The sequence below is a fragment of the Peptoniphilus rachelemmaiella genome, assembly GCF_943169845.1.
GTDB lineage: Bacteria > Bacillota > Clostridia > Tissierellales > Peptoniphilaceae > Aedoeadaptatus > Aedoeadaptatus rachelemmaiella.
On sequence record NZ_CALPBW010000016.1, the window covers coordinates 14,722 to 41,271 of the forward strand.

At 54.1% G+C, this 26,550-nt stretch carries 28 protein-coding genes and 1 riboswitch; of the genes, 24 read left to right on the forward strand and 4 right to left on the reverse strand.

Annotated elements, in window-relative coordinates; genetic code table 11:
• Positions 1 to 113 precede the first annotated feature (113 nt).
• From KO087_RS07425 to KO087_RS07470, 10 genes are all read left to right on the forward strand, one after another.
• Positions 114 to 845 (forward strand): TraX family protein, encoded by a 732-nt coding sequence (locus KO087_RS07425; protein WP_215508643.1) that lies wholly within the window; start codon positions 114 to 116, stop codon positions 843 to 845.
• Between the two features lie 64 nt (positions 846 to 909).
• Entirely contained in the window at positions 910 to 1,113 is a 204-nt protein-coding gene (locus KO087_RS07430; RefSeq protein WP_215508644.1) for a hypothetical protein, read from the forward strand.
• Positions 1,114 to 1,255: 142 nt separating this feature from the next.
• Positions 1,256 to 1,415, forward strand: a riboswitch (cobalamin riboswitch).
• A gap of 40 nt (positions 1,416 to 1,455) precedes the next feature.
• Positions 1,456 to 2,463, forward strand: a complete 1,008-nt coding sequence (locus KO087_RS07435; protein WP_215508645.1) for an ABC transporter substrate-binding protein — start codon at positions 1,456 to 1,458, stop codon at positions 2,461 to 2,463.
• Positions 2,460 to 3,476 (forward strand): FecCD family ABC transporter permease, encoded by a 1,017-nt coding sequence (locus KO087_RS07440; RefSeq protein WP_215508646.1) that lies wholly within the window; start codon positions 2,460 to 2,462, stop codon positions 3,474 to 3,476. Before KO087_RS07435 ends, KO087_RS07440 begins: the two co-directional genes overlap by 4 nt.
• On the forward strand, positions 3,473 to 4,222 hold the full coding sequence (locus KO087_RS07445; RefSeq protein WP_215508647.1) for an ABC transporter ATP-binding protein: 750 nt from the start codon (positions 3,473 to 3,475) through the stop codon (positions 4,220 to 4,222). The genes KO087_RS07440 and KO087_RS07445 overlap by 4 nt, the downstream gene beginning before the upstream one ends.
• Before the next feature lie 146 nt (positions 4,223 to 4,368).
• Positions 4,369 to 6,153, forward strand: coding sequence for an aminopeptidase P family protein (locus KO087_RS07450; protein WP_215508648.1), 1,785 nt, complete (start codon positions 4,369 to 4,371; stop codon positions 6,151 to 6,153).
• Positions 6,123 to 7,478 (forward strand): peptide MFS transporter, encoded by a 1,356-nt coding sequence (locus tag KO087_RS07455; protein ID WP_215508649.1) that lies wholly within the window; start codon positions 6,123 to 6,125, stop codon positions 7,476 to 7,478. Before KO087_RS07450 ends, KO087_RS07455 begins: the two co-directional genes overlap by 31 nt.
• 12 nt (positions 7,479 to 7,490) lie before the next feature.
• A complete protein-coding gene (locus KO087_RS07460) occupies positions 7,491 to 8,591 on the forward strand; it encodes a M24 family metallopeptidase (RefSeq protein WP_215508650.1) in 1,101 nt (366 codons plus the stop codon).
• Positions 8,575 to 9,465 (forward strand): proline iminopeptidase, encoded by an 891-nt coding sequence (gene pepI / locus KO087_RS07465; protein ID WP_251374964.1) that lies wholly within the window; start codon positions 8,575 to 8,577, stop codon positions 9,463 to 9,465. The genes KO087_RS07460 and pepI overlap by 17 nt, the downstream gene beginning before the upstream one ends.
• Before the next feature lie 83 nt (positions 9,466 to 9,548).
• A complete protein-coding gene (locus KO087_RS07470) occupies positions 9,549 to 10,334 on the forward strand; it encodes a hypothetical protein (protein WP_215508651.1) in 786 nt (261 codons plus the stop codon).
• A gap of 127 nt (positions 10,335 to 10,461) precedes the next feature.
• Here KO087_RS07470 and KO087_RS07475 read toward each other — a convergent pair whose 3' ends face one another.
• The 3 genes from KO087_RS07475 to KO087_RS07485 all read right to left on the reverse strand — a co-directional run bounded on the left by KO087_RS07475 (position 10,462) and on the right by KO087_RS07485 (position 13,583).
• The gene (locus KO087_RS07475) at positions 10,462 to 12,567 is read right to left on the reverse strand and encodes a stalk domain-containing protein (protein WP_215508652.1); all 2,106 of its coding nucleotides are present in this window, start codon (positions 12,565 to 12,567) and stop codon (positions 10,462 to 10,464) included.
• Between the two features lie 64 nt (positions 12,568 to 12,631).
• Positions 12,632 to 13,186, reverse strand: a complete 555-nt coding sequence (locus KO087_RS07480) for an ImmA/IrrE family metallo-endopeptidase (RefSeq protein ID WP_215508653.1) — start codon at positions 13,184 to 13,186, stop codon at positions 12,632 to 12,634.
• Positions 13,170 to 13,583, reverse strand: coding sequence for a helix-turn-helix domain-containing protein (locus tag KO087_RS07485; RefSeq protein ID WP_215508654.1), 414 nt, complete (start codon positions 13,581 to 13,583; stop codon positions 13,170 to 13,172). Before KO087_RS07485 ends, KO087_RS07480 begins: the two co-directional genes overlap by 17 nt.
• 154 nt (positions 13,584 to 13,737) lie before the next feature.
• Here KO087_RS07485 and KO087_RS07490 point away from each other — a divergent pair, with 154 nt between their 5' ends.
• The 14 genes from KO087_RS07490 to KO087_RS07555 all read left to right on the forward strand — a co-directional run bounded on the left by KO087_RS07490 (position 13,738) and on the right by KO087_RS07555 (position 26,212).
• The gene (locus KO087_RS07490; protein ID WP_215508655.1) at positions 13,738 to 14,976 is read left to right on the forward strand and encodes a DNA polymerase Y family protein; all 1,239 of its coding nucleotides are present in this window, start codon (positions 13,738 to 13,740) and stop codon (positions 14,974 to 14,976) included.
• A gap of 95 nt (positions 14,977 to 15,071) precedes the next feature.
• Entirely contained in the window at positions 15,072 to 15,272 is a 201-nt protein-coding gene (locus tag KO087_RS07495; RefSeq protein ID WP_251374965.1) for an AtpZ/AtpI family protein, read from the forward strand.
• On the forward strand, positions 15,269 to 15,655 hold the full coding sequence (locus tag KO087_RS07500) for an ATP synthase subunit I (RefSeq protein ID WP_215508656.1): 387 nt from the start codon (positions 15,269 to 15,271) through the stop codon (positions 15,653 to 15,655). The genes KO087_RS07495 and KO087_RS07500 overlap by 4 nt, the downstream gene beginning before the upstream one ends.
• Entirely contained in the window at positions 15,652 to 16,377 is a 726-nt protein-coding gene (atpB, locus tag KO087_RS07505) for a F0F1 ATP synthase subunit A (RefSeq protein ID WP_215508657.1), read from the forward strand. The genes KO087_RS07500 and atpB overlap by 4 nt, the downstream gene beginning before the upstream one ends.
• A 30-nt stretch (positions 16,378 to 16,407) precedes the next feature.
• Positions 16,408 to 16,665 carry an ATP synthase F0 subunit C gene (gene atpE, locus KO087_RS07510; protein WP_108831996.1) on the forward strand — a complete coding sequence of 86 codons (258 nt, stop codon included), beginning with the start codon at positions 16,408 to 16,410 and terminating at the stop codon, positions 16,663 to 16,665.
• A gap of 34 nt (positions 16,666 to 16,699) precedes the next feature.
• Positions 16,700 to 17,200 (forward strand): F0F1 ATP synthase subunit B, encoded by a 501-nt coding sequence (gene atpF, locus KO087_RS07515; protein ID WP_215508658.1) that lies wholly within the window; start codon positions 16,700 to 16,702, stop codon positions 17,198 to 17,200.
• The gene (gene atpH / locus KO087_RS07520; protein WP_215508659.1) at positions 17,193 to 17,723 is read left to right on the forward strand and encodes an ATP synthase F1 subunit delta; all 531 of its coding nucleotides are present in this window, start codon (positions 17,193 to 17,195) and stop codon (positions 17,721 to 17,723) included. The genes atpF and atpH overlap by 8 nt, the downstream gene beginning before the upstream one ends.
• A gap of 11 nt (positions 17,724 to 17,734) precedes the next feature.
• The gene (atpA, locus tag KO087_RS07525; protein WP_215508660.1) at positions 17,735 to 19,234 is read left to right on the forward strand and encodes a F0F1 ATP synthase subunit alpha; all 1,500 of its coding nucleotides are present in this window, start codon (positions 17,735 to 17,737) and stop codon (positions 19,232 to 19,234) included.
• 9 nt (positions 19,235 to 19,243) lie between these two features.
• Positions 19,244 to 20,101 carry an ATP synthase F1 subunit gamma gene (gene atpG / locus KO087_RS07530; protein WP_215508661.1) on the forward strand — a complete coding sequence of 286 codons (858 nt, stop codon included), beginning with the start codon at positions 19,244 to 19,246 and terminating at the stop codon, positions 20,099 to 20,101.
• A gap of 14 nt (positions 20,102 to 20,115) precedes the next feature.
• Complete coding sequence (atpD, locus tag KO087_RS07535) at positions 20,116 to 21,573, forward strand: F0F1 ATP synthase subunit beta (protein WP_215508662.1); 1,458 nt, start codon at positions 20,116 to 20,118, stop codon at positions 21,571 to 21,573.
• Positions 21,570 to 21,980: a F0F1 ATP synthase subunit delta/epsilon gene (locus KO087_RS07540; protein WP_215508663.1), complete on the forward strand. Its 411-nt coding sequence runs from the start codon at positions 21,570 to 21,572 to the stop codon at positions 21,978 to 21,980. Before atpD ends, KO087_RS07540 begins: the two co-directional genes overlap by 4 nt.
• A 191-nt stretch (positions 21,981 to 22,171) precedes the next feature.
• A complete protein-coding gene (cls, locus tag KO087_RS07545; RefSeq protein WP_215508664.1) occupies positions 22,172 to 23,746 on the forward strand; it encodes a cardiolipin synthase in 1,575 nt (524 codons plus the stop codon).
• A gap of 9 nt (positions 23,747 to 23,755) precedes the next feature.
• Positions 23,756 to 25,501: a DUF4153 domain-containing protein gene (locus tag KO087_RS07550; RefSeq protein ID WP_215508665.1), complete on the forward strand. Its 1,746-nt coding sequence runs from the start codon at positions 23,756 to 23,758 to the stop codon at positions 25,499 to 25,501.
• Between the two features lie 30 nt (positions 25,502 to 25,531).
• On the forward strand, positions 25,532 to 26,212 hold the full coding sequence (locus KO087_RS07555; RefSeq protein ID WP_215508666.1) for a TMEM165/GDT1 family protein: 681 nt from the start codon (positions 25,532 to 25,534) through the stop codon (positions 26,210 to 26,212).
• Between the two features lie 71 nt (positions 26,213 to 26,283).
• Here KO087_RS07555 and KO087_RS07560 read toward each other — a convergent pair.
• A partial coding sequence (locus KO087_RS07560) for a transposase (protein WP_215508667.1) occupies positions 26,284 to 26,550 on the reverse strand: 267 nt, incomplete at its 5' end.

Genomic DNA, 26,550 nt, shown 5'->3' on the forward strand with positions numbered 1-26,550 from the left:
AGGATCTCGGGTTTTTCTCTATAATCGGCCATTGTATCGACGAAAAAGATGGACAGATTTCAATCGGTAGGGTAAAATAAAGCCTTCTGAAATTCTAATAAAGGAGGATTTTTATGGAAATGATAAAAACGGGCCGGCCGCCGACGTCTTGGCGGGTATTAAACGGCGCCCAATTAAAATACATCGCCTTTTTGTCCATGCTGTTGGACCACGTCAACAACGCGCTGATTACGCCTTATTTAGACGGAAAGGGGCCTTTGCTCCATGTAAGCAATCTTTTGAGCATTTTGGGGCGAATCGCCTTTCCGCTCTTTATGTTTTTTCTCGTGGAGGGCTTTTTCAAGACTCGCTCCCGAAAAAAATACCTAATCAATCTCTTGCTCTTTGCCGTCGTATCGGAAGTGCCCTTCGATCTCTTTACCTCCCGGGAGCTTTTCAATAACAACTGGAACAATATGATGTTCACTCTCGCCCTGTCTCTCGTCACTATTTGGATCGTGGATGAGCTCAAGGGGCGGCTGTCGAAAAAGTCCGCGGCCCTTTGGTACGGGGCATCCATCGTCGTGGTGGCGGCTATGTGTGCTGTGGCCATGTTCTTCAGCCTGGATTACGATTACCACGCCATTATCGTGGCCTATTTGTTCTATCTCTTTTACGAAAAGCCCATCTACGGCGCGGCCCTGGGTTATCTCTCCATTATAAAAGAGCTTTATTCCGTCCTGGGCTTTGTTGCCACCCTCACCTACAACGGTCAGCGGGGCAAGCAGTATAAGTGGCTCAACTACGCCTTTTATCCGGTGCACATTCTGATCTTGGGCCTTCTCCGCGTGGCACTGAATATTTAGGGGAGGAAGCATATTATTGATCCGATGAACAAATAAGGATAAAATGACTCAAGGAGGATTTGCTATGGTTACGACACATCTCGATTACTTAACGGAAAGTGGTTACGGTAGCGTACCGAGCATGGCCCATAATGCGGCGCTCTCTGAAGATGTAGAAACGAAATTGGATGAGGCGGATCGCATGGCGAAGGAGACGGCGCTTCGCTACGACGCCGATGAGGTCTTCGGCCGCGTAAAGGCGCGGATTTGCGACAGTGAAAGAGCATAGGTCATCCTCATGGCGTAATTTTAATCCCGGCGAAAACAAATAAGCTATCTGTTTAATTCCAAAACCACCATCCCAAGCCCGTCTTGGGATTTTTTATTCCTTAAAATTCCTTGCATTCTTTCCTGCTTTTTCGTCCTTCCCCAGGTATAATAGGGACATAGGTTCTTCGGATTAAAAGGGAAGTTGCTTGCGGCACGCGGTCCCGCCACTGTAACGGCCGAGACGCCCATTCACTTAACGGGAAGGATGGAACGTCGCCTGAGGTCAGAAGTCAGGATACCTGCCTATGGAAAAAATTTCTTCACGAGGTATGGAGTTGTCCATACAAGATAGGAGGTCTTTATGAAAAAGATTCTGAACGTCTTGTTGCTCGCGTCGTTGCTCCTTTTAACCGCCTGCGGCGGGGGAGAGAATGTCGCCAAGAATGAAAACAATCAGGCTGCGGCCAATACGAACGCCGCGGCGGAAACAAAGGATGCTTATTATCCGGTAACCATCGAGACGGTGGATGCCCAGGGCAATCCTGTCGAGGAAACCTTTGAAAAGGAACCGGAACGGGTTGTGGCCGTGTATCAATCGGCCATTGAAAACATGCTGGCCTTGGGCCTCGGGGACAAAATGGTTCTCGCCGCTCAATTGGACATCGACGTCAAGGACGAGTACAAAGACGCCTTCAGCAAGGTGGACTATGTAAAAGACGCGCCGTCGAAGGAAGCGGTCCTCGCCGCCAAGCCGGATTTCATTATTTCCTGGTCGTCTTATTTCGGGGACAAAACCCTGGGCAATGTAAAAGACTGGCAGGATAAAGGTGTGAACACCTATATTCTGAAAAACAGCGGCGCCGTGAAGGTGGACAGCCTGGAAAATGAATACGAAGATATTTTAAATTTAGGAAAGATTTTCAATAAACAAAAAGAAGCCCAAGCCATCGTACAGTCCATGAAGGATCGCCTGGCCGAAACGGAACAACTTCGTGAAGGTAAGGAACCGGTGAAGGCGGCGATTCTTGAAATCGAAGACGACAATCTCTTCAGAAACTACGGCGCGAAAACCGTGGGCGGCGAAATCGCCGAAAAAGCCGGCGCGAAGCTGGTTATGGACGAAGATCGCTTCGGCTCCGAAGCCCTGCTGACCAAAGATCCCGACGTGATTTTCGTCGTCTACTTCGGCGAAGACAAGGTTAAAGATAAGGAATTGGATCGCTTTAAATCCCTGCCCGCATTAAAAGGCCTTTCCGCCATTAAAAACAATCGGGTTTATCCCGTCAGCTTATCGGAAGTTTACGCCTCCGGCGTACGCACCGCCGACGGCATCGACACCATGATTAAGGGCCTCTATCCCGAATCATGAAGCGCTCGGTGATTTTCGCGGGGCTTACGCTTTTATTCGTCGCGTCGGTGATCGGCGGGCTGTACCTGGGCTATGCGGATCTAAGTCTCGGGGAGATTCTCCACGCCTTAAGCCGCGGCCTTTTCGGCAAGGGCGGCGACGACGTGGCCTATGCCATCGTCATGGACATTCGCCTGCCCCGGGTGCTCCTCGCCATCTTAACCGGCGTGGCTCTCGCCGTCTCCGGGCTCATCATGCAGGCGGTGGTGGGAAACCCCATCGCCGATCCCTACATTCTGGGTATATCCTCCGGGGCATCTTTAGGCGCCACCTTGGCCATCGTCCTCGGCCTTATGGGCGCCTTGGGCAATGTGGCCGTTGGTATCAGCGCCTTTATCTTCGCCCTCTTAACCTCCGTGGGCGTCATGATTCTTTCCCGCATCGGCGGGCGGGCCACCTCGGAGCGGCTCATTCTCTCGGGCCTGGCCCTTTCCGCCGCCGCATCCAGCGTCGCCACCCTTTTGGTCTACACGGCGAAAAACCGCGACGCCATTCGGGAAGTGAATTTCTGGCTCATGGGCTCCTTGTCCGGCGCGAAGATGAATCAAATCGCCTTTATCGGGCCGGTGATCCTCGCCCTATGCATTTTTCTCGCCACCCAAAGCCGCAATTTAAATCTGCTGCTCTTAGGCGATGAAGTGGCCTACACACTGGGCAAGGATCTGGCCAAGCTCCGGAGCGCCTACATTGTGGCGGTGTCCCTTCTCGTGGGCCTCGTGGTCTACACCTCGGGCACCATCGGCTTCGTGGGCCTTATCGTGCCCCACATGGCCCGCTTTCTCTTGGGCACCAACCATCGCCACCTCATCCCCGGCGTGATTCTTTTGGGGGCGAGCCTCCTCCTTTGGGCGGATGTGGCGGCGAGAAACGCCCTGCCCGCCGGGGAACTGCCCACCGGTGTCGTGGTGTCCGTGGTGGGGGCGCCCTTTTTCGTCTATTTAATCGTGAAAAATTCTCGGGAGGTGCACTCGTGATACGCGTGGAACACCTTTCCGTCGCCTATGGAAAAAAGCAGGTGCTTCGGGATTTTTCCCTCACCATTCACGACAAGGAGCTCGTGGCCTTAATCGGGCCCAACGGCTCCGGGAAGAGCAGTTTCTTAAAAGCCATGGCTCGTATTTTGCCCTACGAGGGGAAGATTTTTCTCGACGACATCGAAGCTCGGGCCATGAGCAGAAAAGACTACGCCAAGCGGCTGGCCGTCGTGGGTCAGTTTAACGACATGGCCTTCGACATGACGGTCATGGACATGGTGCTTATGGGCCGCACGCCCTACAAGGGTTTGCTTGAACGGGACACGGAGGATGACCGCGCCATGGCAATGGAGGCCCTCGCCTCCGTGGGCATGGAAAACTACGCCATGCGCTCCCTTCGCGCCCTCTCCGGAGGCGAAAGGCAGCGGGCCGTGCTGGCACGGGCGCTGGTGCAGGAGACCGACCACCTGCTTCTCGACGAAGCCACCAATCATTTGGACATTTACTACCAGCTGAAGCTGCTCAGTATGGTGCAGGATAGAAAACACACCGTGGTGGCAGCTCTACACGACATCAATCTGGCTCTGGCCTACGGGGACCGCATCGTGGCTTTAAAAGAAGGGAAGCTGCTCTTCGACGAAGCCCCGGAACATGTGACCCCGGCCATGATCGAAGCCCTTTACACCACGCCCTGCACCTTGCATGAGGCCCAAAGCCGGCCGGTGGTAGTGTTTAATAAGCCCTGATGAAAAAGAACGCGGAGCAATCCGCGTTTTTTTGTGCGGAAAATGAGAAATCGCCCCTTTCTGTAGCCGTCGCCCGTTCATTTACAAGGCATGGGGCAAGCTATATAATATGTCTATTATAGAAAGGTGTATGAAAGGAGACAGCGTTGAGAAAACAAGTAGAAGAATTACTTTCCCTTATGCGGGAGAGAGATATAGATTTGTACATCGTGCCCTCGGAAGATTTTCACCAAAGTGAATACGTGGGCGAATACTTTAAGGCACGGGCCTATGTGTCCGGCTTTACGGGAAGCGCCGGCACCTTGGTGGCTACGGCGGATGAGGTGTGCCTCTGGACCGACGGCCGCTACTTCCTCCAAGGGGAGGCACAATTAAAGGGCAGCGGCATTCGCCTTATGAAAATGGGCGAGCCTAAGGTCCCCGCGATTAAAGAATATATTGAAGACAAGCTGCCGGTCGGAGGCACCCTGGGCTTCGACGGACGCACCATTTCCGTGGCCGACGGCGCCGATTACGAGGCCATTTGCGAAAAAAAATCCTCCTCCATTACCTACAACATGGATCTCGTGGGAGAAATTTGGCCCGATCGCCCGGCCCTTTCGAACAAGCCCGCCTTTAAATTAGATGAATCCATTACCGGGGAGAGCGCCGCATCGAAGCTTTCCCGTATTCGGGAAGCCATGAAGCAAAAAGGCGCAGACACCCACATCGTCGCCTCTTTAGACGACGTGTGCTGGACGCTGAATCTGCGGGGCGACGACATTAAATACTCGCCGATCCTTCTCTGCTACGGGCTGATTACCATGGATGAGATGGTGCTTTTTATCGACGAAAACAAATTGAGCGATGAAATCAAGGCCGAATTAAAGGAATTGAACGTGCGCCTTCGGCCCTACAACAGCATTTACGACGACGTGAAGGCATTGTCGGGAAAGACCATTCTTTTGGATCCCACGAAGATGAACTACGCCCTCTACGAAAGCATTCCCGCGGACAACACCTTGGTGGAAGGGGCCAATCCCTCCATCCTTATGAAGGCCATGAAAAACCCCGTGGAAGTAAAGAACATGGCCATCGCCCACGTGAAAGACGGCATCGCCTGGGTGAAGTTTATGTATTGGCTGAAGCATGCCATCGGCAAGGAAGAGATCACCGAAATCGGCGCCTCGGATAAACTGGAATCCTTCCGCAAGGAACAGGAAGGCTATATGTGGCCCTCCTTCGCCCCGATCAGCGGCTACGGCAAACACGCCGCCATCGTCCACTACGCCGCCACGGAAGAGAGCGACATTCCCCTGGAGCCAAAGGGACTCTACCTTTCCGACACGGGGAGCAATTTCGCCGAAGGCTCCACGGACATTACCCGCACCATCGCCCTCGGCGAATTAACGGAAGAAGAAGTGTACCACTTCACCCTGGTCTTAAAGAGCCATTTGGCCCTGGCCATGGCGAAATTCCCTTACGGCGCCTGCGGCTACTCCCTGGACTACGCGGCGAGAAAGCCCTTCTGGGACGCCCATCTGAACTTTAATCACGGCACGGGCCACGGCATCGGCCAGCTCTTAAACGTGCACGAAGGCCCGGCGGGCATTCGCCACCGGGTAAATGTGGCGAAAAACGAGCACCATCAAATCGAGTCCGGCATGATTATTACCGACGAGCCCGGCCTCTACATCGCCGGCAAACACGGCATTCGCACGGAAAACTGCATGGTGGTTAAAGAAGACGGCGAAAACGAATACGGCAAATGGCTCTGCTTCGAGCCCATTACCCTGGTTCCCTACGATTTGGACGCCGTGGATTTCTCCCTCTTGGATGAAAAAGAAATCGCCTACTTGAACGCGTACAACCGCCGGGTTTACGACACCATTTCCCCCCACTTAACCGACGAGGAGGCCCGATGGCTGAAGAAATACACGAGAGCAATTTAATAAGGGACAAAAATACCGCCATGGGCGGGGGCTTTTATTTGGCTTCCGCCACACTGGCCGTGGAGCGCTTCGCCTTTTACGCCGTGAAGTGGCTTATGACCATTATGGTGGCCGCCGCCGTGGCGAAAGGGGGCCTGGGCATGGGAAAGGCCGATGCGGCGAAAGTCAGCGCCAATTTAGTGGCCATGACTTACATCACGCCCCTTATCGGCTCCATCCTCTCCGATCGCTTTATCGGCGCCAGGTACTTGATTCCCGTGGGCATGGCGGTTATGGGAGCGGGGTATCTTCTCGGCTACAAGGCCGACTCCATTGCCATGATTAACGGGATGATCCTCGTGGTGTCTTTGGGAAACGGCCTCTTTAAATCCCAAATTCACGCCGTTACCGGCCGGCTTTTTAAAGACGAAAAGCTTCTGGACAAAGCCTTTTCCACCCAATACGCCATCGCCAACATCGGCTCCTTTTTAGGCACGGCCATGATCGGCGTCTTGGTCATGGGCAGGGGCTACGCCTTCGGCTTTTTGGTCTGCGCCCTGGTCTTGTTTGCGGCGGCGCTTATCTTTGTCCTCGGGGGAAACTTCCTCGGGGACACGGGAAAGAAGCCCTTTAAATACGACGAGAAAAAAGAAAAAGAAGAAAAGAGCAAGGCGCCCCTCGCCCCCGCGGAAAAGAAGCGGGTGGGGGCCATCGTCCTCGTCTCCTTCTTTTCCATCCTGTTTCGGGTGTTTTGGCACCTGGCCTATTTGCCCGTGTACTTCCACTGGGCAGGAGAGAATCCCGCCGCCAATTGGATGGTGGGCAGCTTCACCATTCCCTCCTCCTGGTTTGACGCCCTGAACTCCCTGTGCTGCATTCTCATGGGGCCGGCTCTCGGCATGTACTGGGCGAAGCGGGCGCGTAGCGAAAAAGGCGACTTCAACATGTTTCAGAAAACCGCCTTCGGTTTGCTCCTTTTAGGCGCAGCTTACGGAATCTTCGCCGTGGCCGACGTGGCACGAGGGGAAAATCAAGCGGGCCTTCTGTGGATCGTGGCCTTTGGCATTATCTTGTCTCTCGGTGAAATGGTCTTTGCGCCACTGGGCAATGCCTTTATTTCTAAATACGCTCCGGCCCGCCTCCTCTCCACCTTAATGAGCGTGTGGGTCTTCGCCATCTTTATCTCCGCGAAAACCTACGGCTACCTCTACGAATTTACCTTGCAATTTCCCTTTGCAAAAACCTACTTTATCATCGCCGCCATTATAACCTTTGGCGGCCTCCTCCTCTTGGCATTCAGTCCGAAGCTGAACCGATTGGTGGAGGATGACAATCAATTAAACTGAAAGGAGCCTTTTATGAATCAAGAACGGATCCGGCGAATCACAGAGGGCATGAAAGCCCGCGGCATGGACCACCTGCTTATTTCCGATCCCGTGGCCATTTTCTACCTCCTCGGGCGAAAAATCGTCCCCGGCGAGCGCATGCTCGTCCTCTACCTCCACGCAAAAGGCGGGGCGAAGCTCGTGATCAACGAACTCTTTCCCCAAGAGGGAGACGTGGGCGTGGATTTAATTTGGTACAACGATGTGGACGACGGCGTGGCGATTCTCGCCGAAGCCATGGAAGAGGGCGACACCGTCGGCATCGACAAGAATTGGCCCAGCCACTTCCTTTTGCGCCTTCAGGAAATTTTCCCCGAGAAGCGCTACGTGAACGGCTCCCTTCTCGTCGACGACGTGCGCCGAATTAAAGACGAAAAAGAACAAGAGATTATGCGTGAATCCTCAAAAATCTGCGACGAAGTCATGGAAGCGCTCATCCCCTGGGTGGTAAAGGGCCTTACGGAGAAAGAGCTGGACGCCAAAGTGCGGGAGCTTTTCGCCGAGCGAGGCGTGACGGAGATGTCTTTCGATCCCATTACGGCTTACGGCCGGGGCGGCGCCGATCCCCACCACGCCACCGACGATTCAAAGGGCAAGCGAGGCGACTCCGTGGTTTTGGACATCGGCGGCATGTATAAAAACTACGCCAGCGACATGACCCGCACGGTCTTTATCGGCGAAGCCTCCGACAAGGCGAGGGAAGTCTACGAAATCGTGAAAGAGGCCAATTTGCGGGGCATCGCCGCCGCCAAGCCCGGTAACCGCATGTGCGACGTGGATAAAGCCTGCCGCGACTACATTACATCCAAGGGCTACGGCGACTACTTCACCCACCGCACCGGCCATTCCATCGGCCTGGAAGATCACGAAGTAGGCGACGTGTCCTCGGCCAACGACGCCGTGATTCAGCCGGGGCAAGTCTTTTCCGTGGAACCGGGGATTTATTTGCTCGATGAAGGCATCGGCGTGCGCATCGAAGACTTGGTCCTCATCACCGAAGAGGGCTGCGAAGTTTTAAATCAAGTGACAAAAGATCTCATTGTTGTAGAGGAGGAAGATGATGGTCGCAATTAAAGAAGGGCGCATGGCCTTTAAAGGCTTCGAAACCTATTACCGCATCACGAATCCCGAGGGGAAGAAGGCGCCCCTCCTCCTCCTTCACGGCGGGCCGGGAAGTACCCACAATTATTTCGAAGGCTTCGACAAGATTGCTGAGGCGCTGGATCGGCCCATTATTATGTACGATCAAATCGGTTGCGGCGAATCCGCCACCCCGGGCCACACCGAGCTTTACAACGCCGAGGTGTGGATGGACGAGCTGGAGGCTATAAGAGAGCATCTGGGCCTCGAGAAGATTCACCTCCTCGGCCAATCCTGGGGCGGGATGCTTGCCATTTCCTACATGATGGAGCGGGATCCCAAAGGCGTCCTCTCCCTGATTCTGGCATCCACCCTTCACTCCGCCGCCCTGTGGCGGGAAGAGCAGTGGCGGCGCATCTACCGCTTTATGACCAAAAAAGAGCGGGCGATATTTAATCAGGCCGAAGCGTCGGACAAATACGACGATCCCGATTACCTGAAGGCACTGGACCGCTTCATGGCGCTGTACTGCGGCCCCACAGTGAATGAAAAGAGCCCCGAGTATTTGAAGCGGGAAAAGAAAAACGCCGGGGAAGTGTATACCACCGCCTGGGGCGCCAACGAATTCGGCCCCACGGGCACCTTGGCCCGCTACGACTACCGGGGGCAATTGGGAAAAATCACCGTGCCCGCCCTGGTGACCAGCGGCCAAATGGATCTGTGCAGCCCCTACATCGCCAAGAGCATGGCCGACGAACTGCCCAATGCCCGTTGGGAACTCTTCCGCGACTCGCGGCACATGGCCTTTATTGAAGAAGAGGGACGCTACTTCCGCCTCATGGCGGATTGGCTGAAAGATTTCGAATAATACTTACGCGAGGCGCCACCCGGTGCCTCGTTTTTGTATCTTCGCACCCTTCCTGTTATAATGGGCGCGAAAGGGGGTGCGCCGTGGGAGAGATGATCGAATTGCCTCGGGTGAGGGAATTAAAAGCGTCCATCGACGATTTAAGGCAATCCGTGGCGGAGGCCATTTACACAAAAGCATACCTTATCCACGTCGTGGGGCGAGAAATTGAAATGGCGGATCGCCTGGCATCTTACGATGTGGAAATTGACATCCTCGAAGCCCGCTGCCGCATTCTCGTCCTCGCCCGGGAAAGAGAGAGGCGCTTGGCGGGACGTACCGTGGCGGGAAAAATCGCCGAAGCCCAAATGGACGAAATATTGGGCCAATGGGAAGGGGAGCTGAGTCGGAAAAAGACCTTGCTGGCGGAAGCCCGGGCATGGAAAGCCCGGCCCGCGGCGAAGGAAGAGGCGCTGCGGGGGCTGATGATGGTGCTCATAAAGGCCCTGCATCCCGATCTGAATCCCGCAGCCGGTGACGAGGGGCTTATGGAAAAAGCCGCGGATGCCTTTCGAGCAGGCGATGAAAAAGCCCTGAGGAAACTTGCAGATGAAGCGGAAAGAGACGAGGGAGACTCGCTTCCCGGAAGCCTTTTGGAAGAAGAAGCCCGACTGAAAAATCTGCGGGATCGGTATGCAGATGGGATCACCGCCATAAGAAAGGGGCCGCCTTTTGCGGGAGTCCTTGATGCCGAGGGGCGAGAAGCCCGCAGGAAAGACTTAATGAAAGAGCGAGGGCGCCTGGAAAAAGTGAGAGAAAAAGAAGAAGCCGCCTTCAAAGCTCTCTTCGGCAATACAAAACCGAAAGAGAAAAAAGAAGACGATGGGTAGATGGAAACGTCGCTAACAGCGGCGTTTTTTCGTGGGAAGAAATTCTTCATCACAAGGGCGCTCTTCTGTCGCGGCTTTCGCAAAAAAAGCACCCGTCATCGGGTGCTTTCCTTTTGCTCTAAAGGCTTTAATTGATTTTTTGGAAGATGGAGATGGAGCGGTCGGAATGTTCGTAATACACTTCCATGCCCATGTTTTCCACGATAAAGCGCAGGGGCACGAGGGTGCGGTCATCTCGAATCGTGGCACCCACATCCAGGGCGACGGTGTTGCCGTCTATGGTGGCTTCGTTTTTGTCCGCAGGTAGGCCGATGGTGTGGCCCTTGTAGTTTACGATGGCCGTGCGGTTTTCATTGTCCCAGCTCACTTCGGCGCCGTAGGATTCCATTAAGAAGCGCAGGGGCACGAGGGTGCGGTCTTTTTGAATCACTGGCGTCGTGTCCATGGTGCGGTTTTCACCGGCGAAGGTAAAGTTTTTCTTGCCCACGGTCATGCGCACTTTCGCGTATCCCGGAGATTCTTTCACATAGCTCGCCGTGTTGGGGCCGAAGTTTGCCTTGTAGAGCACATAGGCGCCTTCCGCTTTTTCCTGGCGGAAGATGGCGACGGGTTCTTTCACGCCGCCGCCGGGCATTTTCCAGCTGCTCGTATCCGCTTTTGCCGCGCCTCTTTCCACGGTCCAGGCGATTTGGGCGGGATCGAGGACGACGCTTCGGCCGGCTTTGGTGACGCCTTTCGGTGCCAGGGTAATGGTGTTGCCGTTATCTTTGGCGGCGAGGGTGAAGCTTTTTAATGCGCCGGGGCTTTGAATGTCCACGGGCAGGGTGATGTTGACGCCGCCTGTGGTGGTTAAGACGATGTTGGTCTTGCCCACCTTCGGCGAGAGGAAGCGGCTGTAGATCCAGGCGCCTTTGCCGAAGGTGCTGTCCGTTAAGCTGTAGCCCACGTTTTCAACATGAATGGGGTGGTAGTTGCTGTCCCAGGCTTTGCCCAGCTTGTAGGTGGCTACTTCGCCCAGAACCAAGTGGCGAGGGCCTGCAATTTCGCCGGCTGAAAGGGCGGTTTTCGGCGCTTTGTTCATGACGCCGATGCCGTTGACGATGCGCCGCTCGGCGCCGTTTCTCTCGGGGCGGGCGATTTTTGTGTTTTTGAAATCCCCGTGGCCTCGGGCCACCATGGTGGTGGAGCCGCCGCCGTCTAAGTTAATGGCTTTTTCTACGCCTAAAGCAGCGACGGTGGCTGCCCATTCATCGAGCTTCATGCCGCGGCTTTTGCTCGTGCGGCCTTCCGTGGCCACGAGGTAGACGGTTTTTCGGTCTTTTGAAATGGCCGCGGCGCTTCTGGCCCGGTAGCCGTCGATGGAAGCGGCGTCCATGAGGTAGGGTTGGGGCCGGCCGCCGTTTACTAAGAGGGCGTGGCCGCCGATTAAAAAGCGCCAGTTTCTGTCCGGGCTCACGCGGTAATCCAAGCGGAGTTTTTGCCCGGGCTTCACGTGGTTTCGAATGAAGTCTTTGGCTCGTCCGTTGACCTGCAAAATGTATTTACCCTTGGGGGTGACCATGGGAATGGGCTTATCTAATGAGATGCGCTCCACGACGAAATTGCCATTGACCAAGACTTCGCCGCTGCCTCTCAGGCCGCGGGAGGGGGCGGTCCAAAAGTCGTTGTACAATTGGATGCTGTCTTTGTGGGAGGGGACTTGGGTGTGGTTAATGATGTAGTCGGTTTTGTTTAAGCCGCTGATTTTGTAATGGGCGCCGTCTTGGGCGGTGGCGCGGCCGTTGAAGGTAAAGCTTTCGATGTAGGCGTTTTTCCCGCTGTCGATGCCGAAGGCGAAAAGGCCCACGGATTCCAGAGGCGAAGACTGAAGCTTGCCGCCGACGACGGAGGGGCCGAAGGGGGCGCCTTGCTTGGACATATGGAAGAAGTCGCCGTTAATGCCGGCGTAGGCGTCGGTGCGATCGGCCATGCGGCTCACCGTGTCTTTGCGGGTGTAGTTGCCCGCCCCGGCCATGACCTCGAGATCCGCCCCGGGATTATTCAGATCCACCTGGATCACATCGACGATGTGGTTTCTGCCGCCGATGGTTGCGGAAAGCTCGCGGCGCACGACGCCGGGGGAGACGGTGGTGCGTCCGTTTTCTCTTAAGGAGACGGCCCGTGCCCCTTGGGGAATGAGAAGGATCAGGGCCAAAGTACATAAAAATAAAATTTGCCTTTTAACTCGGTTCAAATAAAACACCTCTTTCTTTCTTCCATTGTACTGGAAAAGGGATTTTCTGTGGGTGTTAATCCCGTTACAAATCACCTGCAAGGTTGCGGCCGTCGATTTTTCTGTAAAACTGATTGTCTGCCGGATCCAGCGGCGGCAGATCGTAGCCCATGCGCTGCATTTCGTTGAGCTTAAAGATCATAAGGTTCACGTCCACGGAAAAGGCCCGGGCCATGTCCATGTAGGAGTAGCCCGCCCGGGCCATGGCATAAACCGCCTCGTCTTCTAAGAGGAAGTGGGCGGAGAAGATATTGGCCTCAAGCTCCATGGCGTCGGTTAAGTGAAAGAGGGTGTACTCGATGAGCTCCTCCTTCTCGGCGTGGTGGCGGTGGTACAGGTGGTGGCCCAGCTCGTGGGCCAGGACCATGCGCTGAATCGGCGCCGGCACCCGGTCGTTGTAAAAGACGAAGGGCTTATTCAGCACCATTTTGTACATGCCCAAAAGCTTTGTGGAAGTGGCCATGGTCACGAGGCCCACGCCCAAAGCCTCCAGCGCCGCCTTGGGATCGGTCCCGTAGCGTGCCCGCAGGCCATTGGCATCGTCGTAAAGGTGGCGGTAGCGATTATGCGTCTTCGTCATGGGAGGATCCCGCCTTTTGGGCTTCGCTTTCCAGCTTCGCGCGGAAATAAGCTTCCTGTATGGCCTCAAACACCGCCTGCTTGTCCTCGTCGTCCAGCTTGCCGCCGGCGAAAAGGCCGATAACCCCGTCCACCAATTCCCGGGCGTCTTTGGCGCCGCTTTCTCCCCAGCGGGCCTCGGCCGCTAAGATAAAGGCGTCTTCTTCCGTGAAGAAATGGGCCTTGGGCACGTGAAAAAGCGCAGCCAGGGCGTCGTAGGTGGCGTCGTGGCGGGGGCGCAGGCCGCCGGTTTCGTAATTGGATATGGTGCGCAACGAAAGGCCCAGGGCCTCGGCCAAATCCTTTTGCGTCATGCCTTGCGCTTTGCGCAGAGTTTTAATTTTTTCTCCGAATGTCATAGGTCACCTCGAAATAGATAAACGCAATTAAATTGCGTGTTTGCGAAAAAGCACCTTGAAATATGCAATACAGTTTCGTATTATGGAAATAAATAGGAAATCGAATTGCGTAAATCATAGAATGAATTGCGCCTTTTGTCAAGAAAGGATCGCCATGAAACGGGTTATTTTACATTCGGACATGAACAATTGCTATGCCTCCATTGAAATTCAGAGAAACCCTGCCCTTCGGGGCAAGCCCCTGGTGGTGGGCGGCTCTGTGGAAGATCGCCACGGCATCGTGCTGGCCAAGTCCGTGGAGGCGAAGGCTTTGGGCATCAAAACCGGCGAGGCCCTGTGGCAGGCGAAAAACAAATGCCCGAACCTCATCGTGGTGGCGCCTCACTACGAAGTGTATTTGGATTTTTCCAGAAGGGCCCGGGCCATTTACTACGACTACACCAATCAGGTGGAGCCCTTCGGCCTCGACGAGTGCTGGCTGGATGTGACGGGGAGTGTGCATCTCTTCGGTACAGGGGAAGCCATGGCCCACGCCATTCGCCGGCGCATGAAAAAAGAATTGGGCATTACGGTCTCCGTAGGCGTGAGCTTTACAAAGACCTTCGCGAAGCTGGGAAGCGACATGAAAAAGCCCGACGCCGTCACGGTCATCGGCGAGGCGGACGTGGCGCGGAAGGTCTATCCCCTTCCCGCCGACGCCATGATCGGCATCGGCCGCAAGACGAAGGAGAAGCTGCGGGCCGTGGGGATCCACACCTTGGGGGATTTGGCCGCGGCGGACGTGGCCCTTTTGAAAAGTCGCCTGGGGATCAACGGCGAGAAGCTTTGGAAGAAGGCCCGAGGCATGGAGGAGGATCCGGTGCGGGATCGGGACGACCTTCTCCCCGTAAAAAGCGTGGGCAACGGCATCACCCTTCGGGAAGATTTAAAAAGCCCCGTGGAGGTGCGGCGGATCTTTCAGATTCTCGCCCTGAATGTGGCGCGCAGGCTCAGGGAAGGGGAGCTTATGGCCCGAGGCGTCGAAATTCATTTGCGGGATAAAGATTTAAGAAGCATGACCTTTCAGCGCATGCTTCCCACCGACGGCGCCTCTTCTTTCTTGCTGAGAGACAGCGCCTTCGATCTTTATTGGGAGAAGGTGGATCCCAAACGTTCCATTCGCGCCGTCACCCTCAGGGCCACGAATCTCGTGCCGAGGAAGGCGGCGGTGCAATTAGATTTTTTCTCAAATAGCGAAAAAAAGAAAAAAGAAGAGGATTTAGACCGGGCCATTTACACAATTCGTCGCCGTTACGGGGAGGATGCCATAACTTTTTTAGGGCTCCTGAACGATACGAAAATGCCCATTCATACCCATGATGTCATCACCTTGCCCCATCCCGTCTTTCGATAAGCGTTTAAAAACTCCTGAAAACAGGGTAAATAGATTGAATAGGACATGAAGATCCGATAAAATAAGGAGATAGACAGGAAGAGGAGGTGGTGTCCGTGAAAAAGTCGCCTTACACCGGCTTGGCTTTAATTACACAGGTGGGGCTGAATGTCCTTCTGCCTATATTAGGCTGTATGCTCGCAGGTGCGTGGCTGGACAAAAAAACGGGGGGAAGCGGATTGTTTCTTCTGCTTTTCACCCTTCTGGGCATCGCCGCCGGCGTCATGAACATTCTTCGCTTAGGCAAGAAGCTATGAAAGATCGTTTCACCAACGAATACATCGCCCTCACTGCGGGGTTTTCCCTCGTGGTATCGGGGGTGCTTCTTATGGCCTTGAAAGATCCGAAGCCCGCTGTTTTGGGCTGGATCTTCGGCTCGCTGATTGCCATGGCTATGTTTAAGCTCATGTACTTTACCTTGCTCCGCGCCGTGGACAAACCCGAGGCGCAGGCGTCGCGCTATGCAGGTATGCACTACCTGTTTCGCTTCGCCCTTTACGCCGCGGTACTGGTGGTGGCGGCCAAGGCGGAGTATTTGAGCCTTGTGGGGACGTTTTTCGGTCTATTATCCGTCAAGTACGTGATACTTTTCAGAAACATGTTCGACTATCTTCGCAGTAAGAAAGGAGGGGGCTTTTGAAACGAGGCATCGTCTTTCACGCAGGTGATAAGACCATATGGCTCCACGAATCCTTGTTCACGACCTTCGTCATCGTGCTCGTGCTCGGGATTCTCAGCTTATATATTCACTCGAAAATAAAAAAAGCCGACTTCAAGGAAAAACCCACGGGATTTCTGCACATCGTCGAGATTCTCGTCGAGGCGGTCAACAGTCTGACCGTGCAGACCATGGGCGAGCACAACAAGGGATTTGCCCCCTACATGCTCTCCTTGGGCGCGTTCTTAGTGTGCGCCAATCTGTCCGGGCTTTTGGGCTTTGTACCGCCGACGAGCGACTACAATGTCACCTTGGCACTCGCTTTAATTACCTTTGCCATGATCCACTTCTTCTCCGTAAAGACCAAGGGGATCGGAGGCTACTTAAAGCAATACACCGAGCCCATCGCCATTTTAACGCCCATTAATATTTTAGGGGAGTTGGCTAATCCCATCTCACTCAGTTTCCGTTTGTTCGGTAACATATTAAGCGGCATGTTAATTATGAGTCTGGTCTATCAGGGAATAGGGTTGATCTCAAAATTTATTATTCCCCTCGTCGCGTGGCCCTTACACGGCTATTTCGACGTATTCAGCGGCATGTTGCAAACCTTCATCTTCCTCATGCTGTCCATGACTTACATTAACTCGGACATGGCGTCCCCGGAAGAAATCGCAGAGAGAAAAGCAAAAAAGCAGTCGTAACCATATAAAAAGTGTAGGGAGGAAAACACTATGCAAATCACCAGTGAAGCGTTCATCTTAGGTTGCTCGGCCATCGGCGCCGGTTTAGCAGTTATTGCAGGTATCGGCCCCGGTGTCGGTCAAGGGTATGCGGCAGGTCAAGCGGCAGCCGCCGTCGGACGTCAACCGGAAGCGAAAGCGGACATCGTACAAACCATGCTTCTCGGTCAAGCCGTTGCGGAAACCACGGGTATCTACGGCCTGGTCATCGCCATCATCTTATTATTCGTCAAACCCTTATTAGGCTGATTAAAGGCGCAGAGAACCGAAAGGAGTTGTCCCTATGGAAATTTTTGTCGTGCCGGACATATGGAATGTGTTGGCACAATGGGGCGCCACACTTATCCTGTTTCTCGTCATTCGCCACTTTGTCTATGAGCCGATGAACGAATTTCTGACAAAAAGGCAAAACAGCGTCGTCTCCGAAATCGAAGAGGCGGAGGAACTGTTGCGTGAAGCGGAAGATCTTCGCGCCAAATACAAGGATAAATTACAACAGGCCCGCAAAGAGGGGGCGGAAATCATCGAAGCCTCCAGAGAACGGGGCCGCGACTTGGAAAAATCCGCCGAGGAAGAAGCCAAGGCCCATGCGGCAAAGATCATCGATAAAGCGGAAAAAGACATCGCCCTGGAAAAGGCCCAAGCCTTAAAAGACGTGCGCGATGAAACCGCCGACCTCGCCGTGATGATCGCGGAAAAACTGTTAAAAGACAATATCAACGAAAAAAATCAAGACGCATTGGTAGACGGCCTGATCGAAGACTTGGAGAAGAACCATGTATGACGAAGGCCTGAGCAAATACAGCATCGCTCTCTATGAGGTGCAGGAAGCATCCGGCGAGGATATGTTGGATAAGCTGGACGATGTGCGGGAGGTATACAAAGACGAAACCTTCCTCATGGCCCTGTCCCATCCGAAAATTCGCCCGGAACAAAAACACGCGTTAATTAAAAAAGTGTTTGGCGACACATTGCCCGAGCCCTTGTTTAATTTGCTCTACGTCGTGGCCGATCACGGCCGCTCGAATCGCTTGGTACGCATTTTAGATGCTTACGAAGATTTGTGCTACGAAGCCAAAAACATCGAGCGGATCGTCGTCGTCGCGCCCATGTCCCTGTCCGATGAAAAAGCGGAAGCCATTCGCAAAGCCTACGGCAAAAACCGCCCGGGCCAAGTGGAAGTGAAGGTTAAAATCGATCCGAGCCTAATCGGCGGTGTGAAAATCATCACCGAAGACGGCGTCATCGACCGCAGCGTCTCGAGGCAGCTTGAGGATTTAGGGCGCAGCTTGAGAAAGAACCCATAGAGAGGTGAGACATGAATCTAAGATCAAAAGAGATCGGCGCCGTCATACGGGAGCAGATCAAAAATTATAATGTAGACTTGGTCATGGAAGATGTGGGCACCGTCATCGAAGTCGGCGACGGCATCGCCCGCATTTGGGGCCTGGAAAACGCCAAGGCCGGCGAGCTTATCGAATTTCCCGGCGGCATTTACGGCATGGTCCAAAACCTGGAAGCAAACAATGTGGGCGTCGTTTTATTAGGCGACGGCGACATTAAAGAAGGGGACGAAGTTAAGGCCACGGGTAAAGTCGTGCAAGTGCCCGTCGGCGAAGGCCTTCTGGGCCGGGTGGTCAACGCCCTGGGCGCACCCATCGACGGCAAAGGCGACTACCCCTACGAAAAAACCATGCCCATCGAAAAAATCGCCCCCGGGGTCATTACCAGGCAATCCGTCACCGAGCCCCTGCAAACGGGCACCAAGGCCATCGACGCCCTGTTCCCCATCGGCCGCGGCCAACGGGAGCTGATTATCGGCGACAGGCAAACGGGCAAAACCGCCATTGCCATCGACGCCATCATTAACCAAAAAGACACCGATGTGATTTGCATCTACGTGGCCATCGGTCAAAAGACCTCCACCGTGGCACAAATCGTCGACACATTGGAACAACACGGCGCCATGGATCACACCATCGTCGTGGCGGCCACGGCGGCGGAACTTTCGCCGATTCAATACATCGCCCCCTACGCCGGAGTCACCATGGCGGAAGAATTTATGGCACAGGGAAAAGACGTGCTCATCGTCTACGACGACCTGTCGAAACACGCCGTCGCCTACCGGACCATGAGTCTTCTTTTACGTCGTCCGCCGGGACGGGAAGCATTCCCCGGCGACGTCTTCTACCTCCACTCCAGATTACTGGAGCGGGCGGCCCGCATGAGCGACGCTTGCGGCGGCGGATCCATTACGGCTCTGCCCATTATCGAAACCCAAGCAGGCGACATTTCCGCCTACATTCCAACCAATGTCATTTCCATTACCGACGGCCAAATCTTCCTGGAAACGGACCTGTTCTTCGCAGGGCAGAGACCGGCCATTAACACGGGCCTTTCCGTCTCCCGGGTCGGGGGCGCCGCCCAAACGAAGGCCATTAAAAATGTGTCTTCCACCATGAAATTGGATCTGGCCCAATACAGAGACCTGGCATCCTTCGCCCAATTCGGCAGTGAACTGGACAAGGAAACCCAACGGACATTGGCTCAAGGGGAACGGATGATGCGCATTTTGCGTCAACCCCAATACCGCCCCATGAAGCTGGAGCATCAAGTCTTGATCCTCTACGCCGTCACCAAGGGCTACCTCTTGGATGTGGAAGTGGACGATGTGTTGAATTTCGAAGAAGAGTACCTGCTCTATGTGGAAAATCACCATCCCGAACTCATCAAAGACTTGCGTGAGCAAAAGACCATGACCGATGCCATCGAAGACGCCATAAAAGCAAGCCTCGTCGAGTTTAAACAGACGCGATAGGAGGTTTTTATGGCATCTACGAGAGAAATTAAACGGCGCATTCGGGGCATCAACAGTATTTTACAAATTACCAAGGCCATGGAGATGGTCTCCACGGCCAAGCTTCGTCGCGCCCGCATTCGACTTGCCAAAACCAGACCTTACTTCCAAACCGTCGTCGACGACATTCAAGGCATTTTGGCCATTGTAGGTGATGATCATCCCCTTCTGGCGAAGCGGGAAAAAGAAACCATCCTCTACATCGTGCTTACCTCGGACAAGGGGCTGGCAGGCGGCTACAATGCCAATGTGCTGCGGCTTACCGAAAGCGCCATAAAAGACGACGGCTGTCGATCGAAGCTATTGGTGGTGGGCAACAAGGCCAAGGATTATTTCGAACGTCGCAACTACGACATCGTGAAATCCTACACCGGCCTCAGTGAAGACCCAAGCTATTCCCACGCCCGAGACTTGGCTGCCGTAGCCATGGAGCTTTACGAAAATAAAGAAGTGGACGCCATTCGAATCGTCTACACGAAATTTATTTCCACCATCAGCTACAAAGCCGGCGTCTCCTCCGTTTTGCCCTCCGAGGATTTAAAAGCGAAGGACGATGCGCCCGCCCCTCGGACGCAAATCGAATTCGAGCCCTCGCCCCAATCGGTGCTGGATTACCTGATCCCCATGTATGTGGAGACGGCGATCTTCGGCGCCCTCATCGAAGCGGCGGCTTCGGAACAAGGATCCCGACGGGTATCCATGGAAAATGCGTCGGACAATGCCCACGACATGATCGACGAACTGCAAACCAATTACAACCGAGCCAGACAAGCGGCGATTACCAATGAAATCACCGAAATCGTCTCGGCTGCGGATGCTGTGCAATAGGAAGAGGTATCGGTATGCATGAGAATATAGGAACGATCTGCCAGGTCATCGGGCCTGTTGTAGACATCCAATTCGAGCAGGATCACCTGCCCGATCTGTTAAACGCCATTAAAATTCAAAACGACGAGGAAGTCCTTACCGTGGAAGTGGCCCAACACATCGGCGACGACGTGGTGCGTTGCATCGCACTGGGCGCCACCGACGGCCTGAAGCGGGGGATGGACGCGAAAGATACCGGCGCGGCGATTTCCGTGCCCGTAGGCAAGGAAACCCTGGGCCGCATGTTCAATGTATTGGGCGAGCCCATCGACGGCAAAGACGCCTTAAAGGGCGATGAAACCATGCCCATTCACAGAAAGGCCCCCACCTTCGAAGATCAGGACACGTCCAATGAAGTGTACGAAACGGGGATCAAGGTCATCGACCTTCTTTGCCCCTACGCCAAGGGCGGCAAGGTCGGCCTCTTCGGCGGGGCCGGCGTCGGCAAAACCGTGTTGATTCAAGAGCTGATTCACAACATCGCTCAGGAACACGGGGGGATATCCGTCTTTACCGGCGTCGGCGAGCGTACCCGCGAAGGGAACGACTTGTACTACGAAATGATCGACTCCGGGGTTATCGACAAAACCGCCCTGGTCTTCGGTCAAATGAACGAACCGCCGGGAAGCCGGATGCGCGTCGCCTTAACGGGTCTTACCATGGCGGAATACTTCCGCGACGAAGCCGGCCAAGACGTGCTGCTCTTTATCGACAACATCTACCGCTTTACCCAAGCGGGGAGTGAAGTCTCCGCCCTGTTAGGCCGCATGCCCTCGGCGGTAGGCTATCAGCCCACCCTGGCCACGGAAATGGGCGCCCTTCAAGAGCGGATCACTTCCACGAAAAAAGGCTCCATCACCTCGGTACAAGCCGTCTACGTTCCCGCCGACGACTTAACCGACCCGGCGCCTGCCACCACCTTTAACCACTTGGATGCCACCACCGTTCTTTCGAGAAACATCGCCGGCATGGGCCTCTACCCCGCCGTGGATCCCTTGGACTCCACCAGCCGCATTCTCGATCCCAATGTGGTCGGCGAAGAACACTACGCCGTGGCCCGTCAGGTACAGGAAGTGCTTCAAGAGTACAAAGACCTGCAAGACATTATCGCCGTTTTGGGCTTGGAAGAATTGTCCGAAGACCAACGGATCACCGTGGCCCGGGCGCGGAAAGTGCAACGGTTCCTGTCCCAACCCTTTAGCGTCGCCAGCCAATTCACCGGCATCGACGGCAAGTATGTGCCCATCGAAGAAACGGTGCGGGGATTTAAGGAAATCTTAGAAGGCAAACACGACGACGTGCCCGAATCCGCCTTCCTCTTTGTCGGAGGCATCGACGAAGTTTTAGAAAAAGCCGCGGCAGCCGAAAAAGAAGCACAAGCCGCCCCGGTTCAGGCCGAAGGGGAAGAAGCGAAAGAAGGGGATGAACAATGATCGACCTGCGCCTGGTGACCCCCCACGCCGACGGCTTTGAAAAGCAGGTGGACAAAGTCATCGTTCGCGGGATCTTAGGCGATATGATGCTCATGGAAAATACGGCGCCTATCGTCACGCCCCTGGCCTACAACACCATGAAGGTTTATATGGACGGCGGCGTAAAAATCGGCGTCGTGCACGGCGGTTACGTGTCCATGAAAGACAATGTGGTCACCATTGCCACCACTGCCTTCGAGTGGACCTACGACATCGACGCCACCCGGGCGCAAAAGGCCAAAGACCGTGCCGAGGCATGGATTCAAGAAGCCCGCACCAAGGGGGAAGATGTGAATCGCCAAAGCTATAAAGAAGCCAAGCTTTCCCTGTTGAGAGCCATTAACCGCTTAAACAATGCGGAAAACTAATTTGAGCCGCCGGAGTCATCCGGCGGTTATTTTTATGGAATAAGACCCGGACAATCGGCCGAAAACGTAGAAAAGTCAATGAAGTCTTTTAATCTTCCTCGCTTCAGGGCTTCTAGTATGCCTTTTCAAGGCGTGTTATAATAAATGCACAAAGACGCCGATACCGTGCGGAATTTAGAGAAGAGGACAAGATGAAAGATTTCGCGGATTTTACCAATCACTTCAGAATAAAAAATTCTCTGCCCGGGGTGTTGACCACCCTATTTCTTTACGGCTTTTTATTTTTCATACAGTTTGCCGTCATTTATGCCGTGGGGCATTTTTTAAAAGAGCACGAAGACCTGCTTCAATGGGTCTTTTTCGTCGTGGATTTAGGGGTGGGGCTGCACATCGTCAACGACCGACGGAACGACCCGGTGTACAAAGTGGCCTTTCTCTTTACCATGATCGTCCTGCCCCTGTTCGGCGCCTTTCTCTATATTTTGAGCAAGTGGGACATTATGCGCCGCTGGTTTTCCGAAAAATTCGAAACATCGAAGAAGAAAAACTTTACTTACTACCACCAAGATCCCGAAATCATGGAAGAGACACGTCAGGCGGATCCCCTCTTTTACAACACGGCCCGCTTTTTGTGGAATCAGGAGGATTTCCCCATTTATCGCAACGGGGCATGCGATTATTACCCTCTGGGCGAAGACTACTGGCACCGCATGCTGGAAGAATTGGAGAAGGCGGAAAAATTTATCTTCATGGAATACTTCATCGTCCAACAAGGGGACATGTGGGACAGCATCTTAGACATTTTAAAACGCAAAGCGGAAGCGGGCGTGGAAGTGCGCCTTATGTACGACGGCACGGCGGTACTTACGAAGCTGCCCATTAACTATCCCCAGGCCATGGAAAAATTGGGCATTAAGACCAGGGTCTTTAAGCCCATCGTGCCGGTGTTGAGTCTGTACCAAAACCACCGGGACCACCGAAAAATTTTGGTCATCGATAACAAGGTGGCCTTTACCGGCGGGATCAATTTAGCCGACGAATACGTTAACCTCACGGCCCCCTTCGGCCGGTGGAAGGACACCGGGGTCACGATCTACGGCGCGGCGGTGCGCTCCTTCACCAATATGTTTTTGTCCATGTGGGATGTAAACGCCGACGATCCGGAAAGCTTCCGGCCCTACATTATGCCTCCGGAAGAAGAATACAAAGGCAAGAAGACGGGCTATGTGATTCCCTTTGGCGACGACCCCTACGGCAAGAACCGAGTGGGAAAAGAAGTCTACAACGACATGGTGAATCAGGCGGTGAATTATCTGCACATTATGACGCCTTATTTGATTCTCGACGACGAGACCAAGAGCGATTTGATTCACCTGGCCCACACGGGGACCGATGTAAAAATCATTACGCCCCACATTCCTGACAAGAAAATCGTCTTTCGTGTAACCCGCAGCTACTACAAGGAGCTGATCCGAAACGGCGTCGAGATCTACGAATACACGCCGGGCTTTATCCACGCCAAGAGCTTCGTCTCCGACGATCGGAAGGCCGTGGTGGGCACCATTAACTGCGACTACCGCTCCCTGTTTCTCCACTTCGAATGCGGCGCCTACTTTTACGATCAGGCTATGGCCCGAAAGGTGGAGGCGGACTTTCAGGAAACCCTCAAGGAATGCACGCCCTTTACCATGGATATGTGTATGGAATTCAATTACTTCCAACGAGCCGCCGGCCGCGTGCTCCGCATCTTCGCCCCCATTATGTAGGAGGTAGCTATGAAATTGCTTCACTTGATCGCTCAGGAGCTTAAACAGGGGAAGGAGGCCTTTCGCCGCTTCCCCCTGTCCATGGCCTTTGCTTTTTTGGCGGCGATCTTTCAATGTTTGTGGCTTCATAAGGGCGATGCAACGGCCTTTAAAACCTCGCCCTATCTTCTGGCTGCCCTCTGTGTCATCGGCTTTTTCCTTACCACGGCGGCCTATTTGTACTTAGAAACCGCCAGGGATCGTGAAAACTTCCATTCCCTTTTGCTGGGCACCTGGATGGGTGTTTTGCTTTTTCTCGTCATAAGCACCTTTCGCATGGCGTCCATGAGAAAAGAAGGGGTAGACATCTACTTCGCCATGCCCACCTTGATTCTCTTCGCCGCCTCCGGGCTCATGGTCTTTTGCGGCGGAAAGATTCGCGACGAACGCCGCTTTCCCACCTATGTCCTCATTATTATCATGGAAATCGCCGTATCCTATCTCTACGCCTTTGTCCTCTTTGCGGCCATGTGCCTTTTGCTCGTGGGGGCGGACGTCCTCTTCGGCGTCGTCGATTTCTCCACGACGGTTACCTATCTCGTCACCATTTGCTTTATGCCCTTTATGGCGGCAATTTTTCTCTCTCGCCTCAGCGTCGTGGAAGAAGGCCGAAGCCATTACGGCGCCGGGATCCACGTGATCAACAATTTATTTAACAATATTCTTGCGCCGGTCCTGGGCCTTTACGTCCTGCTCCTTTATTTGTACATGGCGAAGATTATTATTTTGCAGGAGCTGCCCACCACCAGCGTGGTGAACCTCATTCTTTGGCCCATGGCCCTCGCCGTCTTCGTGCTCTTTATGGTGGACCACAATCGGGACCGCACCGCCGCCTATTACTTCCGCAAGGCGATGCCCTCGGCGGCCCTGCCCCTTTTGGGCCTCATGTACTACGCCTGGTTTTTGCGGGTGCATCAATACGGCCTCACGGAAAATCGCTACATGATTTTCGCCCTGGGTTTGTGGGTGGCCTTTGCCATGGTCCACTTCATCGTTCAGAAGCGGGAGCTGCACATGATTCTCCCCATGACCTTGGCGGCAGTGCTTTTGGTATCCGTCTTCGGCGGGCCCATCAGCGCCGATAGCGTGGCCTATCGCTCTCAGAAAATGCGGCTGGACCGCATTCTCGCGGCCAATCATATGTTAAAAGGCGGGGAAGTGGTGCCTTCCGGAAACCTCTCCGTGAAAGAAAAGCGGGAGATTCAGGAAATCGTCGAGTACCTGACCCGCAACCACGACGTGTCCCACGTGGCCTATTTGCGGGATGCCAATTCCTCCGAGGCCATGGAGCGGATCTACGGCTTTCTTCCGGATAACGGCGGCCCGGTGACAGATCTGAATTACTCCATGGATATGGCGAAGGGCATGGATATTTCCGGCTACGACAAGATCTACTTCGTCGACTCCTATGGGGAAATGGATCCGACGGTCTCGGAAGGCCTGAAGACAGAGCGCATCCGCGGAAGCGTCGTGATTCATTTAAACGACACCGAATCGATCAGCGTGGATTTAAAAGACGTTCGCGAAAAGATCCGCATCTTGCGCGAAACGAAAGAAGAAATCGAGCCCGAAGACCTGACCTTGGAAGGGGAAAAGGAACGCTCCGCCTACAAGATCTACATTACGGGCACGGTATTTTTCTCCGCCCAAGGGAAAGTGGATCCCGATGCGGGGATTTCCCTGTGCGTCCTGCTCAAGGAGAAGGAAGGAAAGTAAGTTTCAGAATAGGGGAAGGGAAGCATTGTTTTGCGTGAATTTATCGAAGCCTTTGTCATGGTGTTTATCGGCGAAATGGGGGACAAGTCGCAATTTTTAGCCCTGGCCTTCGCCACCACCTACCCCACGAAGACGGTGCTCGGCGGCGTCGGCTTGGGGATCGGATTAAACCACGGCCTGGCCATTTTGGCCGCCGTCTTCATCGCCGGTTTTGTCGGCGACATGGTCTTTTTGCAACTCGTCGCCGGCTTTTTGTTTTTATTCTTCGGCCTGTCCGCCCTTAAAACGGAGGAGGCGGAGGAAGAGGAGAAGGCAAAGGCCACCACCATGGGGCCTCTCCTTACCGTGGCATCGGCCTTTTTCGTCGGCGAATTAGGCGACAAGACCCAGCTTATGGCCATGACCTTGGCCATGAACAGCCCTCGTCCGGCGGTGATTTTTCTCGCCACCGTCTCCTCCATGATCCTCGTGTCCCTTTTCGGCATCCTCGTGGGAAAATACCTGGGCAAGAAAATTCCCCACAGGGCGCTGAGCTATCTGGCGGCCTTTCTCTTTCTCCTCTTCGGCACCATGAAACTTTACGGCGCCGTAAACGACGGCTTTAAAACGCCCATTTGGATAGGCATCTACGCCGCCGCGCTGGCGGGGCTCATTATTTACACCTTGATTCAAAACAAAAGGGCGAGAACAGGGCGAAAAGAACGGAAATAAAAGGTTCTATGTCAACCATTGGGGAGTCTAGTAAAAACTAGGCTCCTTTTTGTTTTCCTACACACCCTCACTCACTTATCTTTTGAACAAACAAAAAGCAGTTTCGTGCGGAAATGATGAAAGTTACGCATTCCAAAGGCCACGCGCTTCACCGTCTTGATCTTGTTGTGCGTTCCTTCCACGTAGCCGTTACTCCACGGGTAATCAAAGATGTTGGTGATCTCCTCGAACCAGTTGTTGTAGGCGCGCAAGCAGTAACGCCATTCCTTTTGCCCGCCTTTCTTTGCCTCTTCCATCCACTTTGAAAGGGCGGTGGCGGCGGTTTCTTTGTCGTTCTG

Bases quoted from the DNA above. Each gene is read 5' to 3' on its own strand.
- KO087_RS07425 (WP_215508643.1), top strand. From the start codon at position 114: ATGGAAATGATAAAAACGGGCCGGCCGCCGACGTCTTGGCGGGTATTA.
- KO087_RS07430 (WP_215508644.1), top strand. From the start codon at position 910: ATGGTTACGACACATCTCGATTACTTAACGGAAAGTGGTTACGGTAGC.
- KO087_RS07435 (WP_215508645.1), top strand. From the start codon at position 1,456: ATGAAAAAGATTCTGAACGTCTTGTTGCTCGCGTCGTTGCTCCTTTTA.
- KO087_RS07440 (WP_215508646.1), top strand. From the start codon at position 2,460: ATGAAGCGCTCGGTGATTTTCGCGGGGCTTACGCTTTTATTCGTCGCG.
- KO087_RS07455 (WP_215508649.1), top strand. From the start codon at position 6,123: ATGGCTGAAGAAATACACGAGAGCAATTTAATAAGGGACAAAAATACC.
- KO087_RS07460 (WP_215508650.1), top strand. From the start codon at position 7,491: ATGAATCAAGAACGGATCCGGCGAATCACAGAGGGCATGAAAGCCCGC.
- pepI (WP_251374964.1), top strand. From the start codon at position 8,575: ATGATGGTCGCAATTAAAGAAGGGCGCATGGCCTTTAAAGGCTTCGAA.
- KO087_RS07480 (WP_215508653.1), bottom strand. From the start codon at position 13,186: ATGACGAAGACGCATAATCGCTACCGCCACCTTTACGACGATGCCAAT.
- KO087_RS07485 (WP_215508654.1), bottom strand. From the start codon at position 13,583: ATGACATTCGGAGAAAAAATTAAAACTCTGCGCAAAGCGCAAGGCATG.
- KO087_RS07490 (WP_215508655.1), top strand. From the start codon at position 13,738: ATGAAACGGGTTATTTTACATTCGGACATGAACAATTGCTATGCCTCC.
- KO087_RS07500 (WP_215508656.1), top strand. From the start codon at position 15,269: ATGAAAGATCGTTTCACCAACGAATACATCGCCCTCACTGCGGGGTTT.
- atpE (WP_108831996.1), top strand. From the start codon at position 16,408: ATGCAAATCACCAGTGAAGCGTTCATCTTAGGTTGCTCGGCCATCGGC.
- atpF (WP_215508658.1), top strand. From the start codon at position 16,700: ATGGAAATTTTTGTCGTGCCGGACATATGGAATGTGTTGGCACAATGG.
- atpH (WP_215508659.1), top strand. From the start codon at position 17,193: ATGTATGACGAAGGCCTGAGCAAATACAGCATCGCTCTCTATGAGGTG.
- atpA (WP_215508660.1), top strand. From the start codon at position 17,735: ATGAATCTAAGATCAAAAGAGATCGGCGCCGTCATACGGGAGCAGATC.
- atpG (WP_215508661.1), top strand. From the start codon at position 19,244: ATGGCATCTACGAGAGAAATTAAACGGCGCATTCGGGGCATCAACAGT.
- atpD (WP_215508662.1), top strand. From the start codon at position 20,116: ATGCATGAGAATATAGGAACGATCTGCCAGGTCATCGGGCCTGTTGTA.
- KO087_RS07540 (WP_215508663.1), top strand. From the start codon at position 21,570: ATGATCGACCTGCGCCTGGTGACCCCCCACGCCGACGGCTTTGAAAAG.
- cls (WP_215508664.1), top strand. From the start codon at position 22,172: ATGAAAGATTTCGCGGATTTTACCAATCACTTCAGAATAAAAAATTCT.
- KO087_RS07550 (WP_215508665.1), top strand. From the start codon at position 23,756: ATGAAATTGCTTCACTTGATCGCTCAGGAGCTTAAACAGGGGAAGGAG.